Here is a 16,209-nt window from a genome sequence, read left to right as displayed (position 1 = left end):
ACGGAACTAAAAAATGAAAAAATTAACAATCCACAACATGATGTTTTCTCTTGTATTGAGCATATTTGCAAGTAACGCAATGGCTAATGATGCCCCGTTGTTAGAAGTTATACATAAAGACGCAGGTCTTGAATGCAATGACTGTCACGCTAAAAACAAAAAAGAAGAAGTCCGTATAACTCAATGTTTAGCATGTCATGACACTGCTGATTTGGCAGAAACAACAGCTGACTTTGAACCAACAAACCCACATAATAATCGCCATTTCGATACTGAAACCAATTGTAATTACTGTCATCACCAACACAAAGAGTCGGAAAACTATTGTGTTGGTTGTCATCAACGTTTTGATTTTGTGACCCCGTAATCAATCGACGAAATGTTTTATCTCATTGAGTCAAAAATAATCAAAGTTATACAAGGATGATAAAAATGAACACAAAATTACTTCCATTAGTCGCAGCATGTTTAGTGGCTAGTCCTGCTCATTCAGCTGAGCCTATTGCTAACCTATTTAATGACGCGACCTTTAAAGGCCAGCTACAACTGTTTGATTTCCAGAGAGACTTCGATGGTGAAAGCGCCGACAGACGTGACACTTCATTTGGCGGGCTTTTTTACTTGCGATCAGGTGAAACTAATGGTGTTAGCTTCGGCGGCTCATTTGCCTCAGCGAACCCTATTTGGGACACCGATGACGCTATTTACGGTTTAGTTGGTGGTGGCGCTCCTGGTAGTGCAAACGAAAGAGAATCGGTTAATCGTTTACAAGAGTATTTTGTCAGCGGTAATTGGTACGACACTAAAATTACAGTTGGTGCTCAAGAGTTACGGACTCCAATGATGAACCCCTTTCCTTTGAGAGCGATTCCTTTCACTTACCGTGGCGCAAGTGTTAAAAACACCTCAATCGATAACTTAGCAATTACAGCACTGTATATAACAGATTATATGGGCTGGACTGCTGAAGAATTTGGTAGTGTAGCAGACGGTGTAAAAAGCGAATTTGCCCGTAAGGGAGTTGTCGTAGATGTAGAAGATAACCCAATGCTAGCTTTGGGCTTTGGCTATACCTTGCCATTTGAACAGGTTAAAACTAAAGCAAGCATTTGGCACTACACCATGGAAGATGTGTATAACCAAACCTATTTTAAACTCAATATGAGTGGTGACTTAGGCGCGACGAATTGGTATTTCAAACCTTCTTATTTAAAACAAGACTCACAAGGTAGCCTTAATAGTACAGAAGCAGAGTTTGATACATATCAAGCTGGTTTTCATCTTGGGATGAAATGGAATGGTTTTGATGCAACTGTAAAGTATGTCACAACGGGTGAAGGCGACATCGTGGCTCCTTTTGGTGACGAGAAGGTCATCATTCAACAAGTTGTTCAGTCAGCTAGAGCAAATGAAGATGCATACGCTGCTCAACTAGCGTATCGCTTTGCACCGAGTTCTGCACTCAAAGGAGTAAGCGCATACTTAAATTATGCTAGCTACGAAGTCGATGGTGAAGCAAGCAAAGACATCGACGAAACTGACATATCTGTACGTTACGATATGAACGAATATGTGGAAGGTTTGAGCCTGCGTGCTCGTCACGCCATTGTTAATTATGCGACTGGCGATGACCTCACGGACACACGTTTTTACGTCTACTACAAGTTCGAAATCTAAACCCCAATTTCATCATCATATATCCCCATAGCAAAGGGCCGTCTCCCTTCGGCCCTTTTTTTTAATCTAATAATAGGAGTTTCTCATGAATAAGAAACTAAGCACTATTGCGCTTTCAATTGCGGTGTCACTTTCTATCAGCGGTTGTAATAGTAGTGATAACGATACGACAAGTTTACCCATACTTGGAGAAGCGAAACCAGCGGAGCTGTTAGATTGCAGCGAACTTGTAGACAAGTTTTCGTTTACGGATACCGTTATTAATTCTGCCGAATTAGTTGAAGCAGGTGACATTGATTATGATGGCCGCGGACAAATTTTCAAAGCACCAGCTCATTGTATCCTTACTGGCAAAATGGAAGAACGTTTAGGTAAAGGACTTAAAGGCAGCGAAAATCAAGAATACGCAATCAGTTTTGAAGTACGTTTGCCAGTCGACTGGAATGGTCGCTTTTTATATCAAGCAAATGGTGGTTTAGACGGTCGTGTGAACAAAGCTGTTGGTCGGTTTTTGGTTACAGATGCCTATGACGCTAGTGCGTTAAATAAAGGTTTTGCTGTTATCAGTTCAGATGCTGGGCATGAGGGTTATGGTGAGCAATATTTTGGCTTAGATAATCAAGCTCGCATTAACTACGGCTATGAAGCTGTTGAAAAGTTAACGCCAATGGCAAAATCATTGATTTCAGAGGCCTATGGCAAAGAGCCTGACCGTTCATACTTTGCAGGTTGTTCAAACGGTGGTCGTCACACAATGGTTGCCGCCACTCGTTACCCTGAAATGTACGACGGCTTCTTGGTGGGAAACCCTGGTCATAATCTGCCAAAAGCTGCAGTATCTCAACTCTATGGTGTGCAACAGCTTGAAACTTTAATCGACGCTGATACACCGCTTACGACAGCAGCAGAAATTACAACAGCTGTAACAAGCACTGTAACTGCGGAAGAATATAGCTTGTTGGCATCTAGTGTTGCAGCAAAATGTGATGCATTAGATGGTGCGACTGACGGTATTATTGGTGATTTAATGGGTTGCCAGGAAGCGTTTGATATCGAACGTGATGTGCCGTTATGCTCATCAGAGCGAGATGGAACCTGCTTGACTGCAGCGCAAAAGTTAGCGTTAAGTAACATTATGGCAGGACCACAAACTTCAGCAGGCGAAGCTATTTATATTAACTTTCCTTACGATACCGGTATCGGTGCAAGTGGTTGGGCAAGTTGGGAAATGACAAATGCCTTTAGTCGTGATGCAGGCACTGTAGCGACAGTATTCTCTACTCCACCAGTGGAGTTTGAAGACTATAACACTTTTGGTGATGCAGGATTAATCGAAGCATATAATTATTCTGTTGCACTGGACATGGATGACGCCAACGAACTTATTCATGCAACAACGAGCGAATTTCCTGAGTCGTCTATGTCATTTATGTCAACTGGTGACGAAACAAAATATGATACGCTTCGCGATCGCGGGGCAAAAATGATTGTACTTCATGGAACTTCAGATCCTGTCTTTTCTGTTAACCAAACCATTGATTGGTATAAATCTGTTGATGAGGCGAATGCTGGTAATGCTGAAGAATTTGCTAAGTTGTTTTTGATCCCTGGTATGAACCATTGTGGGAGTGGCCCTTCTACAGACCAAGTAAATACAATTCTTGATGATATTGTTGCTTGGGTTGAAACTGGAACTGCGCCAGAATCTATAATAGCTAATGTGCGTGAAGCTAATAGTGAATTACCTGAAAACTGGGCTAAAGATCGCTCACACCCTCTTTGTCCTTTCCCACAAGTTTCTACCTACGATGGCAGCGGTGATATCGACAGTGCTGAAAGCTTCAGCTGTAAATAACCCTAAAGCTAGTTTTTAAACCATCATCAATATTTAACTTTTAAACGTTTATAAAGCTCTGTTTATCCAATAGAGCTTTCTAAAGCAATCTCATTCACTTAACCAAAATAATGTATTAAGACGCTGAGATAATTTTTGGCAATGGCTACTGTTTTAAAATACTTATTATTAAAAATTAATCATCACTAACAAACTTTTGGACATAAACGAGTTACCCGTTTATGTTTTGTACTTCATCTATATTGGCTAAATTACTTAAGACCATCACTTCAATCTAATTCATTGCCTGCCGCAGGCTCTTGTGCAAGCACTACTGTGACACGCTACAAGTTCATCCCTGAATGCTCGGCCATGACGTCCATGTCATGGACGGTCACAGCCGCGCTTACACCGGAATTTTCATTTCTTCGATTTAACTTTATTCGCGTTAACTTAAAAATAAAAAGATACAAATCTAAAAGGCACCATTTGAATTGAGGACGTTGAAGAAAATAGCGTGAGCCTGACAGGACGTCAGGCTAGCTTTCGTCGGGCCATGGACGGCCCATCGGAAGCGTTAGCATTTTCGAATAAGGCCGAAGCAGTCTACAAGCGAGGTTGATAGCTGGATCAATCCCCGTTGAAAATATGCGCTTTTCAGCATTTTTCGATAGGGGCGGCAGGGTGTTCCAAGAGGGTATTGCTGTTGATACCCTCTTGGTCGGGTGTGGGTGGAAAACCCACGACCTTAATCCAAACGGAGTTTGGAAATTTACGCTCTAAATCAGGTGTGGGCGAAACGCCACGACCCTGATTTAGATTTTTATCCAAATCTAGAAATCATTAGCTAAGTAAAGCTACTAACAAGTTTTGGGGCAGAAACGAGTTACCCGTTTCTGTTTTGTACTCCATCTATATTGGCTCAATTACTTAAGACCATCACTTAAATCTAATCCATTGCCTGCCGCAGGCTCTTGTGCAAGCACTACTGTGACACGCTGCAAGTACGTCCCTGTAAGCTCGGCCATGACGTCCATGTCATGGACGGTCACAGCCGCGCTTACACCGGAATTTTCATTTCTTCGATTTAACTTTATTCGCGTCAACTTAAAAATAAAAAAGATACAAATCTAAAAGGCACCATTTGAATTGAGGACGCAGAGAAAATAGCGTGAGCCTGAGAGGACGTCAGGCTAGCATTCGTTTGGCCATGGATGGCCCGTCGGAAGTGTTAGCATTTTCGAATAAGGCCGAAGCAGTCTACAAGCGAGGTTGAAAGCTGGAGCAATCCCCGTTGAAAATATGCGCTTTTAGCATTTTTCGTTAGGGGCGGCAGGGTGATCCAATAGGGTATTGCTGTTGATACCCTTTTGGTCTGGTGTGAGCGAAGCGTCACGACTTTGATTTTTTTCAAACGATAACTTCAAAATTTGAAATAATTTTTTTGGGGGGCAGAATGTGTTAGTTTTTAACTGGCTTCCTCACCAAAAAGTATCAAACAATATTATAAATTATCAAACACTATTAAGAGTTACCAAACGTTAATATAAACTCACAATTAGCTCATTATCCCCTTCTTAATTTGAGTATCAATGAACTGTAATTAAGATATTCATCGCTTGTTATCCGTGCTTATACGATTAAGCCTCCTTGCATCCTAGGATCAGATGGCATTGAACTGATATACTGCCCGCTTGATTTTTGGGAGGACCAATGGACGTATCATCATTATTAGATGGCTTAAACGAAATGCAACGCGAAGCCGTAGGGGCACCGCTTTCTAGCATGCTGGTTTTGGCTGGCGCAGGCAGTGGTAAAACGCGGGTATTAACCCATCGTATTGCTTGGCTAATGCAGGTTGAACAACAAAGTCCATACTCCATTCTAGCGGTAACCTTTACCAATAAAGCGGCGGCAGAAATGCGCGAACGTGTGGAAAAGGTCGTTGGCACAAACATGGGCCGCATGTGGATCGGTACCTTCCATGGCTTAGCGCATCGCTTATTACGCACCCATTATCAAGATGCGAATTTACCGCAAAGCTTTCAGATCATTGATTCTGACGACCAATTACGTCTACTAAAACGTATCCTGAAAAGTCTAAATTTAGACGAAAAACAGTATCCTCCTCGTCAATGCCAAGGCTATATCAATGGTAAAAAAGACCAAGGATTACGTCCTAAGCATATCGATGCGGGCAATTTCCCCATTGAGCAAAACCTTTTAAATATCTACAAAATTTACCAAGAGTCATGCGATCGCGCAGGCTTGGTGGATTTTGCTGAAATCTTATTGCGCGCCCATGAGTTATGGCTCAATAAACCACACGTATTGGCGCACTATCAAGAACGTTTTAAGCATATTTTGGTGGACGAATTCCAAGATACCAATGCGATTCAGTATGCCTGGATCAGAGTGTTAGCAGGTAAGTCAGCCAATGTGATGATTGTGGGTGATGACGATCAATCTATTTACGGTTGGCGTGGTGCTCAAGTTGAAAACTTACATCGTTTTTTAACTGATTTCCCAGGCTCAAATACCGTAAGGCTAGAACAAAACTATCGTTCTACGGCGAATATTTTGAATGCCTCAAATGAATTGATTGCCAATAACCCTGAACGTTTAGGTAAAAAGCTGTGGACTGAAGATAAAGCAGGTGAGCCTATTTCAGTGTACTGCGCCTTTAACGAAATGGATGAAGCGCGTTTTATTGTCGGTAAGATGGCTGAGTGGCATGCCAAAGGCGGCAACTTAGCGGACTGCGCGATTTTATATCGCTCAAATGCACAGTCACGTGTCCTTGAGGAAGCGCTGTTACATAAAGGCTTAGCTTACCGAATCTATGGTGGTTTGCGTTTCTTCGAACGCCAAGAAATTAAAGATGCCATGGGCTATATGCGACTCATTAATAACAAAGATGACGACGCAGCCTTTGAAAGAGTGGTGAATACACCAACCCGTGGTATCGGTAATCGTACTTTAGAAATTATTCGCTCAACGGCTCGCCAGCAAGAAATGACCATGTGGCAAGCCAGTGTGCGATTAATGGAAGAAAAAGTATTAACTGGCCGTGCGGCGAATGCCGTTAATGGCTTCATGGATTTAGTGATTGGTATGCGCACCGACACCAGTGACATGAGTTTATATAGCATGGCTGATACTGTGATCCAGCGTTCTGGTTTACGCGCCATGTACGAGGCTGAAAAGGGCGAAAAAGCCCAGTCTCGCGTAGAAAACTTAAATGAATTAGTCACCGCTGCGCGCAGTTTTGAGATGCCAGAAGAGCTGGAAGATATGGGCGAGCTAAATGCCTTTTTATCTCATGCCGCACTTGAGGCAGGTGAAGGGCAAGCCGATAAGTTTACCGATGCGGTGCAGCTTATGACTTTGCATTCGGCTAAAGGTCTTGAGTTTCCAGTGGTCTTTATGGCGGGCGTTGAAGAAGGGATCTTCCCAAGTAAAATGGCATTGGATGAAGGCGATCGTTTAGATGAAGAACGCCGCTTATGTTATGTGGGTATGACCCGCGCAATGCAAAAACTGTACATCAGTTACGCTGAATCTCGTCGCATTTATGGCCGTGAAGATTACGCCAGTCCTTCTCGTTTTATTGGTGAAATTCCATCGGAATATGTGGAAGAAATTCGCATGAAAGCGTCGGTATCAGCACCAGCGATGAGCAGCCGATTTAACGTGCCTCGCCAGTCAATCGCCAATGACAGTGGCTTTAAAGTGGGACAAAAAGTGAAACACTTTAAATTTGGTCAAGGCATAGTGACTGACTTTGAAGGCACAGCCGATAAAGCCCGAGTACAAGTTAATTTTACTGATTTTGGCAGCAAATGGTTATTAGTCTCTTTAGCCAAATTGGAAGCGTGTTAATAGAGAAAGTGAGCCGTTTTCTGTTTGATATCATTTGTTGATATCGATCAAGCAATTGCCATTAGAATAAGCTTTAATGGCTTTTGCTGATTAATTCAATTTTCAGCGTGTTAGATTATTATTTTGGCCAACACATAATAAAGAACGTCATGACAGTGTGACTAATAAGAAGTGAATAAACTTCAAATGCGGGAGTGAAGTTAGCCATGGCAGTATCCTCATGGACGCTAAAAGAGAAAATTTCGATTTACCAACGTTTAACACGTTTAGACAGACCCATTGGGACTTTGTTGCTCATGTGGCCATGCCTTATGGCACTGATATTAGCGGCTGGTGGTATGCCGGATGTAAAGGTACTGGTTATCTTTGTATTTGGGGTGTTTATCATGCGCGCTTGTGGCTGTGTGATTAATGACTTTGCCGACCGAAAACTCGATGCCCATGTCGAGCGGACTAAACACCGCCCCTTAGCTTCTGGTGAAGTCAGCAGTAAAGAAGCCTTATTGCTATTTGTGGTGATGGCATTAATCGCCTTTAGCTTAGTACTGTTTTTAAACCCGCTGGTGGTTAAGCTTTCTGTGGTGGGGATCATTCTCACCATCATGTATCCGTTTATGAAACGGGTCACCAATATGCCACAGATGTTTTTAGGCATTGTTTGGAGCTGGTCAATCCCCATGGCCTATGCCGCCCAACTGGGTTATGTCCCCATTGAAGCATGGTGGCTATTTGCGGCTAACTGGTGCTGGACAGTCGCATACGACACCATGTATGCCATGGTGGATAGAGATGATGACTTAAAAGTCGGTATCAAATCGACAGCAATTTTATTCGGTCGCTACGATAGAGAATGGATTGCACTGTTTCAACTGGCTGCGTTAGTGTGTTTCATCTGTGCAGGATGGTCGGCTGAACGCGGCTTATTTTATGGCATTGGTATTAGCTCGTTTATTGTTTTTAGTGGCTACCAACAATGGCTAATTTACAGCCGTGAACGGGCACCTTGTTTCAAAGCTTTTTTGAATAATAACTGGGCTGGATTTGCCTTGTTCGTTGCACTCGCTGCTGATTATATGTTGCCCTACTAATTTAGTGTGAAAACGGTACAATAGCCTGAATAATAGCTGGGTCAATCAGAGGCTCAGCATTAATCAATAGCGCTAAAACAACATCAACAAGGATAGCTGATGCACACTTTTTTATTGCTGGTTGTGGCTGTAATGGGGTTATGTTTATCAACCTTACCGACGCCAGCAAAGGCAAATGATGCCTTTTCCATTCCTAATACAAGCTCCATTACGCTAGAAGACTCCGATCGAAGCTATAAGGTGTTTATTAAGCTGCCTAATAGCTATCAAGAGAACGATCCCGCTCAGTATTACCCTGTGGTCTATATGACTGATGCCATGTACAACTTTCAAGTGGTTTCAGGTGTTACTCGATTACCAATGAATATGCGTAATATGCAGCAAGCGATTTTAGTGGGGATCGATTGGCAAGAAGGCATGAGTCCTGCGGCAAGTCGTATTCGTGATTACACCCCAAGCTCAGATGAAAGCTGGAAGCGTAAAACCGGCGAAGCCGAACGTCATTTACATTTTATTGCGAATAACTTGATGCCCCATATCAACAAAACCTACCGCACTATACCTAGCCAAAACACCTTAGTGGGTCATTCATTAGGCGGGTTATTTGGCGCCTATAGTTTACTGACCCAGCCGGATTTATTTAATAATTACTTATTGAGTAGCCCTTCTCTGTGGTTTAACGATAAACAACTGATGAAGCAATTTCGCGGCAGTGACTTTATGCTTAAAAGCATCAACGCCAAGGTGTTTATTGCCATTGGCGAGTATGAAACGGCTGAGCTGACTGATTTCGGTCATGATATGGTTAATGATGCGAAGGAATTTAAAGCCATCTTAGAGCAAAAAAATAGGCTGTCGGCGACCCAAGGGGTTAATGTCAAATTGCAGGTTATTGCCGAGGCAGATCACAGCATGGCATTTCCAACCGCTGCGATTCAGGGCTTAAGTTGGTTTTTGCCTCAGCAGAATAGGTTGGCTTTGCACTAATCCGCTAGCTCGCGGTTTATCGTTACAAGGAGTGTATTGTGAAACGTTCGCTTAAATTTCGTTTGGGCTTTTTAGCCCTGGCCATTATCAGTTATGTCATCGGTTTTCAGGTGATGCCTGAGCAGCTTAATAGCACTTATGAAATGACGGTTGTGAGTGGTATTTCTGTGCTTTATTTCCTGGTTTTACCGGTACTTTATTGGATTGCAATTATCAATATAGGTAAGCAAAAACCATGGAAAATATTGGCGATACTCAGCTTAAGCGCCTTGATGGCACGTTTGAGCTTTCCTGAAGACATTGCCAGTTACTTTGAATTTGTGATGTGGGTGCGCTATCCCATTCTTGCGGTTATTCTACTGTTTGAAATTTACTTATTATTTAGTGTGATTAAAGGTTTATGGCAGGCAAGAAAACTAAAAGGCGACCCAAGAATAAAAGCGCTGAATATTAGTGACGATGAGAAAAGCCAAATGGTAGGCATGATCATGGCGGGGGAAGCGGCTAATTGGTTTTACAGTATTCCTAAGTTCAGTGCTAATCACCCCAAAGCAATGACCAATATTAAGCTACTGAGTGCCAAAGCTTGGTTCATGTGGTTAATGATTGGCTTATGTTTTATTGGCTCGACTATCGCGTATTTATTGTTAGTGGACTGGAGTGAAATAGCGGCAATTCTGGTGTCGGCTATTGTCGGTTATGGCTTTTTGACCTTTATCGCGAATTACAGAATATCTCGGCATTATTCATTGTATGTCCATGATGACAAACTGGTGATTAACAATAGTATTTGGGGGTTGTTGATGGTGAATATCGCTGACATTAAAGCGGTGACCATCACTGAAACAACCAAAACCAAGGATGAAGACATTTTGTTTGTTGGCCGTGGTGATGTCGCCAATGTGACGGTCGATTTTAACCTAACTCAACGTTATTTTGGCGCCATGGGTCAGTTACCAGAGCCAATCGAGCAGCTATTACTGGTTGTGGATGAGCCACATAAGCTACAACAAACCATCGAGCTTGCTCAATCCAACAAGGCAGACTCTGAGCCGTAAACGTTATAAAAGCTCGATGTTAATACTGCTTATAATTCTACCTTACTCATTATCCTATTCATTATTCTACTCACTATGCCACTCATAGAGTGGCATTTTTTTGTTTCAGGCATGAGCTAGTCCAAAGTGGTATATCAATCAGGCGGGTTTCAATAGACATCAGTATGATGATTCACCACAATTACCGAAAAACTCACAACGATTAAAAGCTATTTAAATCAATAGCTTTGTAACTAAATTGTTTCATAATATTGGTAAATGTTACAGCTATGAATAACAAGCAAGCTCTGTTTGGTCTCATCATACTCATGCTAACTCTGGTTGCTGGGAGCACTTTGCTCAGCTCTGATGGGTTGTTTCTTCGGTTATTACTAGGGTTAAGTTTAGGTTTTGCCCTTGCGAAAGGCTCTATTGGTTTTGCGGGAAGTATTAATCGTGCATATCGACGTGGTTCAACGCAACTATTACAAACCTTGATGTTTATGTTTGTTATTACGGCCTTTATCAATGCAGGCCTGTTGATGAATACCGGATACAGTCAGTTTGATCTGTGGATTAATCCAATCAACTTGGGCTTATTGCTAGGCGGGGTGATGTTTGGTGCTGGGATGAGTTTATCAAGCTGTTGCGCCACTGGCATGATGGTTGAATTTGTCAGTGATATTCCACGGGCTGCGACCACGTTAGTGTTTTTTGGCGCTGGGGTATTTTTTGGCTTTCCATTACAAAGCGGACAGGAGTGGATAACTGATACTTGGGTTTCTTCTCAAAGCTATGACGGTAAAGGAGTATTTTTACCTGACTTATTCGCTAATACGCCTTTGAATGGCTACTTTATGGCGATGATGATTACCTGTTTATTGGCATTCATTGTCGTAGTACTTGCTAAAAAGTATGAGAGCCACCGTCGCCAGAATGGGTCGTATTTAGGCGTCGATGGCGAGCTAGCCCGTCAACAGTTAGCTCAGCAAGAAGACAAACCCTTTAAGTTGTGGAGTGTGGAAACATATCGAGCATGGTTTGCTAGCTTATGGCAAATGCGCACCACAGCGTTAGTGATTGCAATTATATTTGGCGTCATGATGGCTAGTACGGGGTCAGGCTGGGGCGCTTCAACGCCATTTGGTATTTGGTTTGCCAAAGGACTGATGTTGTTTGGCGTAGAGCTAGAGACTATTTCAGCTATGAGTGATCGCCCTGAAGGCATGTTTACTACAGCATTTTTTGACCATGAAATATCAGTGCAGAACATGGCGATATTTTTAGGTGCGTTAATTGCGGTATTGTTTATGGGTAAGTTCCGATTTTCATTACGCTTAAATCATTCTTATAAACAGTTTGCCTTATTTGCTTTGGGCGGGTTGTTGATGGGCTTTGGCACACGCTTTGCCAATGGTTGTAATGTGGGCGCTTTATTTACGCCAATCGCTAACTTTTCATTATCGGGTTGGGTGTATTTGGTTGTGCTGATTTTAGGTGGAATTATTGGCAATCGTTTTCAGCGCTGGGCGGTTTCTTAAAGAAATGCTTAATAGAATGTCATAATAAGTGCTCACTCAGTGATTATTTGCCATAAAAAAGCGCTCATGAGAGCGCTTTTTTGTTTTCGGCTTGGGGCTCAGCTCAAAGGGAGATCAGTTCGTAACTAATTTAGCTAAATCTGCAGGGCGATAATAAACAGATTTTAATACCTTACCTTGGCGAACCACTTTACCTGCCATCTCCACATCTTTGGCACACTTGGCAATGATAAACTCACCTTTAGTACTACCGACAATTTCAACACCTTGCTTGGCATAATGAGCAATAGTTTCAGTGAGTTCTTGCTCGTTGCGGCACACTTTACTCATGTTGCTTGAATGAACTTCATCCCAGCATTCAATGAAGTTAACTTCACGGTTTTTAGCAACGGCGAGTAATAAATCTATCAAATAGCTGATCTCTAAACGATCGGTCATTTTCGATGCGCCCAGGTGTACTAAACGACCCATAAGCACATAAACAGAATCAACAATGGCATCAGCTTGTTCAACACGGCAATCTGCTTCTGCGAGCTCTGTGAGCTCTTCAATAATCAATGAAGTGTGTAGGGTATCTGCTTTGTCGTCTAGGCTAGCTGCATTTTCAATGGGCAAATCAAAGGTGCTACGAAATTCTCTGATATCACGATATAAATGGTCATAAATGGGTTGGTCTAATACAGATAACTTCATTATTTATTAAGCCTAGAAAGTAGTAAATAGGCGAATATGGTAATGAATTGACAGGGCTTGTTCAAGATCAACGGCGGCCCAATTGCACAGGGTCACCGTTTGTGAATAAAAAAAACCGCCTAGGATGAATCAGGGATGTTAGGCGGAGGTTAATAGACAACCTTTTGTGATGATGAAACTTTTAAATTAATTATCGATGGGCGTATTTTTCAATCAGACCATCTAAATAAGGTTGGATACCTTCATCTGTCCAATCAATGTATCCACGAACAAAGCCGACTAGGTTTCCTTTGCCGTCTAAAATAAAGCTAGCAGGCAGTAAATCTGCAGGCATGATGTAATCAACATTCTTGTCAGGATCAATCCATGTCGCGTAATTATCAAAACCATGTTGTTCGAAAAAGGGTTTTATATCATCTGGATTTTCATCAATAGAAATTGGCACAAGTGCAAAGTCTTTATCTTGATTTCGCTCTTTAATTGCCTGCATCGCTGGGATTTCTTTGATACACGGTGCACACCAAGTTGCCCATAAGTTCACCATGACTAGCTTGCCGTGGTGTTGTGCTAGGTTGACCTTGTTTTGTTGCTGATCGCTAAAGTCAATGTCTTGAATTTTGCGCGCATTTCGCAGCTCAACAAAACGCGACATCACCATAGGTTTCTCTATTTGTTCGCCCGTTTCATAGACTTTCACATCCACAGGCTTTGCAGCAGCATTAAAAGTAACGCAGCCAGTTAAAAGCAGTAACGTGATTGGCATTAATTTATTCATATTCATTCTCGTTTAAATGGAGTTTAATTGGCGTTTGGGGTTGTTTAATAATCCAAGCGATACCACCGATTATTGTGAAAAAAAACAACCCAATTGGGATGAGCCATAAAGCTAACGTGCCTGAGTGCAGGCTAGGTTGATAGCGGATTCGTTCGCCGAAACGGGCTACCATAAAATCAATGATTTCTTGTTTGGATTGACCCTGATCGAGTTTTTGAAATATGTGTCCTTTAAGCTCGTTTGCTATTTGGGTTTCCGAATCAAATAAACTGCGATTATCAGATGCTGGGCAGCGCAGTTCTTGGGCAATTTCAAAACCAAGTTGACGTTTTTCATCAGCAGAATAATTTCGGTGGGATAATGCCTCAGAAGCCGTGACATTTTGCACGCTAAATATCAATAACACGGTTAATATGGCCACTGAAATAGGGCTGAACATGCGGTGGAGCATTCGATAGAATGGGGTCATGAGGTTGCCTCCTCTAGTCGAGATGTGTTCTGATCATTAGTGCGACATGGTGAGTGTTTTGATGCAGTGCTGTCACGGCAAGCTATGACAACCCATACGCCTGCTAACATCATCAAGATTGCGCCAATCCATAACCAATTCACCATAGGTTTGTAACTGATACGCACTAAATACTCTGTGTCGTTGAGCTGGTTGCCCATTGAGACATATAAATCTTTACCTAAGGTTGAATAGACTCCTGCAGCAGACATCTGCATGCCGTTAGTTTTAAAGGTTTGACGTTGCGGGTAGGCATAACCTACCGTTGTTTCTTCCTCATCCATAATACGAATGTTGGCTTGTAGCGCATCGTAACTGTTGGTTGAAACTTGCTGGGTGTTTTCAAATACGAAGGTATAACCTGCTAGTGTTCGCCCTTGATTAGGGCCCATGCTCAACACTTCTTCTTGCTCAAGGTTTGATACAACAGAGCCTGCAAAAATAGCCACTGCGACACCAAGATGAGCGACACACATAGCATAAAATCGACGAGTCTGTGTTATTGAACTTGTATGAAGTTGATGCTGGATCATGGCAATGATCAATGTGAGCACTAACCAAGTCACAGACATTAAACCGATGAAGAACCAAGCATTTGCTTGTTCAAATGAGTTGTTGATGATTGCTGCTAATACGATTGAGATAACTAGCAAAAACGCAGGCACTTTCAGATTCTTAGCGCTATCTTGTTGCCAACGCAGTAGAGGGGCTAGCCCCATTAATAAGCTGAGTAGTACCAGGATAGGGACAAAAATACTGTTGAAATAAGGAGCGCCTACAGAGATGGTGACGCCAGTAATAACTCGGTAAATAATCGGATAGTAACTACCTAGTAGTACCGATAAAGCAGCAATAACCAGCAACAAGTTGCCGATTAATATCAAGCTATTGCGTGAAATTAAGGCAAACTTATCGGTAGATTGTATATATTGAGCCCGAGTGGCAAAAAGTGCTAAGGCGCTACCAGAAAACAGTACCAATAATAGCAGTATTGACATACCACGAGTTGGATCCGCAGCAAATGCATGAACAGATTGCACCACACCTGAGCGTACGATAAAAGTGCCCAGTAAGCTTAATGAGAATGCTAAAATAGCCAGAAACAAGGTGAGCTTTTTACATTGTCCGAAGCGTCCAGTCATCACCACTGAGTGGACTAATGCAGTGGCAACTAGCCAAGGAATGAAAGAGGCATTTTCAACCGGGTCCCAAAACCACCAACCACCCCAGCCTAGTTCGTTATATGCCCACCAAGAACCAAACGCATTACCCCCTGTTAAGAAAACCCACGCCAAAATAGCCCAAGGACGTAAATAGCGCGCATGCTGTTGTGTGAACTGTTTTCCCATGAGTGCAGCAACTGCTGCAGCGAAGCACACCGTGAGACCAACGTAACCTAGAAATAATAACGGTGGATGAATAATTAAGCCGATGTTTTGCAAGATAGGGTTGAGGTCTCGACCTTCGATAGGGAAGTTGGGTAATAACCTAACAAATGGGTTTGAGGTGAAAATGATAAATAAACTAAAGCCACAGATCACAGCTGCTAGCACTGAAATTGTTCGGATAAAGAAAGCATGATCAGCTTCATTGTTATGAGTATTGGCAATAATAACCGTCCATAACGCGATAGCACTCACCCAAAATAACATTGAGCCTTCGTGGCTGCCCCAGATAGCAGCGACTTTATAGAAAGTCGCTAACTGAGTATTAGAGTGATCAGCGACATAGGCTACTGAAAAATCATTGCTAATAAAGCTAATAGCTAAACAAATAATCGCACCTAAAAAAGCACTAATCATCATATTACTGATAGGGCGATAATAGCTAATTAAATAAGCATTACGCTTATATAAACCCACCATAGGAATAACGGCTAATAATAATGATAACGCAGCGGCTATTATTAACAGTAAATACCCAATCTCTGGAATCATATTATTACCTATATATTGTGTGGAGGGTTTAATAATTAATATCAGTTAAATCTATTTTGTTAATGAGAAATTTATATCAATATTAATTAGACGTTTTGTTGTCTTTAAACGACTTGTTTCTAGTGACTTATATCATCACTTAAATAAGAAGCAACTGAAGGTTATCTATGTTGAGGATATTTTTCTGTGAGGTTGATCTTAATAATTTTGCTAATTTTAATATTGATATATTTTTATTTTGTAAAAAACA

At 41.9% G+C, this 16,209-nt stretch carries 13 protein-coding genes; 8 read left to right on the top strand and 5 right to left on the bottom strand.

Annotated features, from left to right (window positions below; all coding sequences use genetic code 11):
* Nucleotides 1-13: 13 nt before the first annotated feature.
* The 3 genes from AB4153_RS16960 to AB4153_RS16950 all read left to right on the top strand — a co-directional run bounded on the left by AB4153_RS16960 (nucleotide 14) and on the right by AB4153_RS16950 (nucleotide 3,532).
* The gene (locus tag AB4153_RS16960; RefSeq protein ID WP_102526443.1) at nucleotides 14-367 is read left to right on the top strand and encodes a cytochrome c3 family protein; all 354 of its coding nucleotides are present in this window, start codon (nucleotides 14-16) and stop codon (nucleotides 365-367) included.
* 65 nt (nucleotides 368-432) lie between these two features.
* On the top strand, nucleotides 433-1,677 hold the full coding sequence (locus tag AB4153_RS16955; protein WP_371998199.1) for an OprD family outer membrane porin: 1,245 nt from the start codon (nucleotides 433-435) through the stop codon (nucleotides 1,675-1,677).
* 85 nt (nucleotides 1,678-1,762) lie between these two features.
* The gene (locus tag AB4153_RS16950) at nucleotides 1,763-3,532 is read left to right on the top strand and encodes a tannase/feruloyl esterase family alpha/beta hydrolase (RefSeq protein WP_102526444.1); all 1,770 of its coding nucleotides are present in this window, start codon (nucleotides 1,763-1,765) and stop codon (nucleotides 3,530-3,532) included.
* 905 nt (nucleotides 3,533-4,437) lie between these two features.
* Here the strand turns inward: AB4153_RS16950 and AB4153_RS16945 are convergent.
* The gene (locus AB4153_RS16945; RefSeq protein ID WP_277868769.1) at nucleotides 4,438-4,563 is read right to left on the bottom strand and encodes a hypothetical protein; all 126 of its coding nucleotides are present in this window, start codon (nucleotides 4,561-4,563) and stop codon (nucleotides 4,438-4,440) included.
* Nucleotides 4,564-5,224: 661 nt separating this feature from the next.
* Here AB4153_RS16945 and uvrD point away from each other — a divergent pair.
* The 5 genes from uvrD to AB4153_RS16920 all read left to right on the top strand — a co-directional run bounded on the left by uvrD (nucleotide 5,225) and on the right by AB4153_RS16920 (nucleotide 12,046).
* The gene (gene uvrD / locus AB4153_RS16940) at nucleotides 5,225-7,393 is read left to right on the top strand and encodes a DNA helicase II (RefSeq protein WP_371998198.1); all 2,169 of its coding nucleotides are present in this window, start codon (nucleotides 5,225-5,227) and stop codon (nucleotides 7,391-7,393) included.
* A 206-nt stretch (nucleotides 7,394-7,599) separates the two neighbouring features.
* Entirely contained in the window at nucleotides 7,600-8,481 is an 882-nt protein-coding gene (gene ubiA, locus AB4153_RS16935) for a 4-hydroxybenzoate octaprenyltransferase (RefSeq protein WP_303517018.1), read from the top strand.
* A gap of 99 nt (nucleotides 8,482-8,580) precedes the next feature.
* Nucleotides 8,581-9,468 (top strand): alpha/beta hydrolase, encoded by an 888-nt coding sequence (locus AB4153_RS16930; RefSeq protein ID WP_102529809.1) that lies wholly within the window; start codon nucleotides 8,581-8,583, stop codon nucleotides 9,466-9,468.
* Nucleotides 9,469-9,506: 38 nt separating this feature from the next.
* A complete protein-coding gene (locus AB4153_RS16925) occupies nucleotides 9,507-10,526 on the top strand; it encodes a hypothetical protein (RefSeq protein ID WP_371998197.1) in 1,020 nt (339 codons plus the stop codon).
* Nucleotides 10,527-10,795: 269 nt separating this feature from the next.
* Nucleotides 10,796-12,046: a YeeE/YedE family protein gene (locus AB4153_RS16920; RefSeq protein ID WP_371998196.1), complete on the top strand. Its 1,251-nt coding sequence runs from the start codon at nucleotides 10,796-10,798 to the stop codon at nucleotides 12,044-12,046.
* A 114-nt stretch (nucleotides 12,047-12,160) separates the two neighbouring features.
* Here the strand turns inward: AB4153_RS16920 and AB4153_RS16915 are convergent, their stop codons facing one another.
* The 4 genes from AB4153_RS16915 to AB4153_RS16900 form a co-directional block, all read right to left on the bottom strand.
* Complete coding sequence (locus AB4153_RS16915) at nucleotides 12,161-12,739, bottom strand: nucleoside triphosphate pyrophosphohydrolase family protein (RefSeq protein WP_371998195.1); 579 nt, start codon at nucleotides 12,737-12,739, stop codon at nucleotides 12,161-12,163.
* A 190-nt stretch (nucleotides 12,740-12,929) separates the two neighbouring features.
* Nucleotides 12,930-13,514 (bottom strand): TlpA disulfide reductase family protein, encoded by a 585-nt coding sequence (locus AB4153_RS16910; protein ID WP_102436891.1) that lies wholly within the window; start codon nucleotides 13,512-13,514, stop codon nucleotides 12,930-12,932.
* Complete coding sequence (locus tag AB4153_RS16905) at nucleotides 13,507-13,983, bottom strand: cytochrome c-type biogenesis protein CcmH (protein WP_241903470.1); 477 nt, start codon at nucleotides 13,981-13,983, stop codon at nucleotides 13,507-13,509. Before AB4153_RS16905 ends, AB4153_RS16910 begins: the two co-directional genes overlap by 8 nt.
* Nucleotides 13,980-15,959 carry a heme lyase CcmF/NrfE family subunit gene (locus AB4153_RS16900; RefSeq protein WP_371998194.1) on the bottom strand — a complete coding sequence of 660 codons (1,980 nt, stop codon included), beginning with the start codon at nucleotides 15,957-15,959 and terminating at the stop codon, nucleotides 13,980-13,982. Before AB4153_RS16900 ends, AB4153_RS16905 begins: the two co-directional genes overlap by 4 nt.
* Nucleotides 15,960-16,209 lie beyond the last annotated feature (250 nt).

It is taken from the genome of Shewanella sp. 10N.286.52.E4 (assembly GCF_041468785.1).
Taxonomy (GTDB): domain Bacteria; phylum Pseudomonadota; class Gammaproteobacteria; order Enterobacterales; family Shewanellaceae; genus Shewanella; species Shewanella electrodiphila.
Note: the sequence above shows the minus strand (reverse complement) of the source record. Positions and strands in the feature narration are given on the sequence as shown.

Excerpts from the sequence above, each read along its gene's own strand:
- AB4153_RS16960 (WP_102526443.1), top strand. The coding sequence starts at position 14 with ATGAAAAAATTAACAATCCACAACATGATGTTTTCTCTTGTATTGAGC.
- AB4153_RS16955 (WP_371998199.1), top strand. The coding sequence starts at position 433 with ATGAACACAAAATTACTTCCATTAGTCGCAGCATGTTTAGTGGCTAGT.
- AB4153_RS16950 (WP_102526444.1), top strand. The coding sequence starts at position 1,763 with ATGAATAAGAAACTAAGCACTATTGCGCTTTCAATTGCGGTGTCACTT.
- uvrD (WP_371998198.1), top strand. The coding sequence starts at position 5,225 with ATGGACGTATCATCATTATTAGATGGCTTAAACGAAATGCAACGCGAA.
- ubiA (WP_303517018.1), top strand. The coding sequence starts at position 7,600 with ATGGCAGTATCCTCATGGACGCTAAAAGAGAAAATTTCGATTTACCAA.
- AB4153_RS16930 (WP_102529809.1), top strand. The coding sequence starts at position 8,581 with ATGCACACTTTTTTATTGCTGGTTGTGGCTGTAATGGGGTTATGTTTA.
- AB4153_RS16920 (WP_371998196.1), top strand. The coding sequence starts at position 10,796 with ATGAATAACAAGCAAGCTCTGTTTGGTCTCATCATACTCATGCTAACT.
- AB4153_RS16915 (WP_371998195.1), bottom strand. The coding sequence starts at position 12,739 with ATGAAGTTATCTGTATTAGACCAACCCATTTATGACCATTTATATCGT.
- AB4153_RS16910 (WP_102436891.1), bottom strand. The coding sequence starts at position 13,514 with ATGAATAAATTAATGCCAATCACGTTACTGCTTTTAACTGGCTGCGTT.
- AB4153_RS16905 (WP_241903470.1), bottom strand. The coding sequence starts at position 13,983 with ATGACCCCATTCTATCGAATGCTCCACCGCATGTTCAGCCCTATTTCA.
- AB4153_RS16900 (WP_371998194.1), bottom strand. The coding sequence starts at position 15,959 with ATGATTCCAGAGATTGGGTATTTACTGTTAATAATAGCCGCTGCGTTA.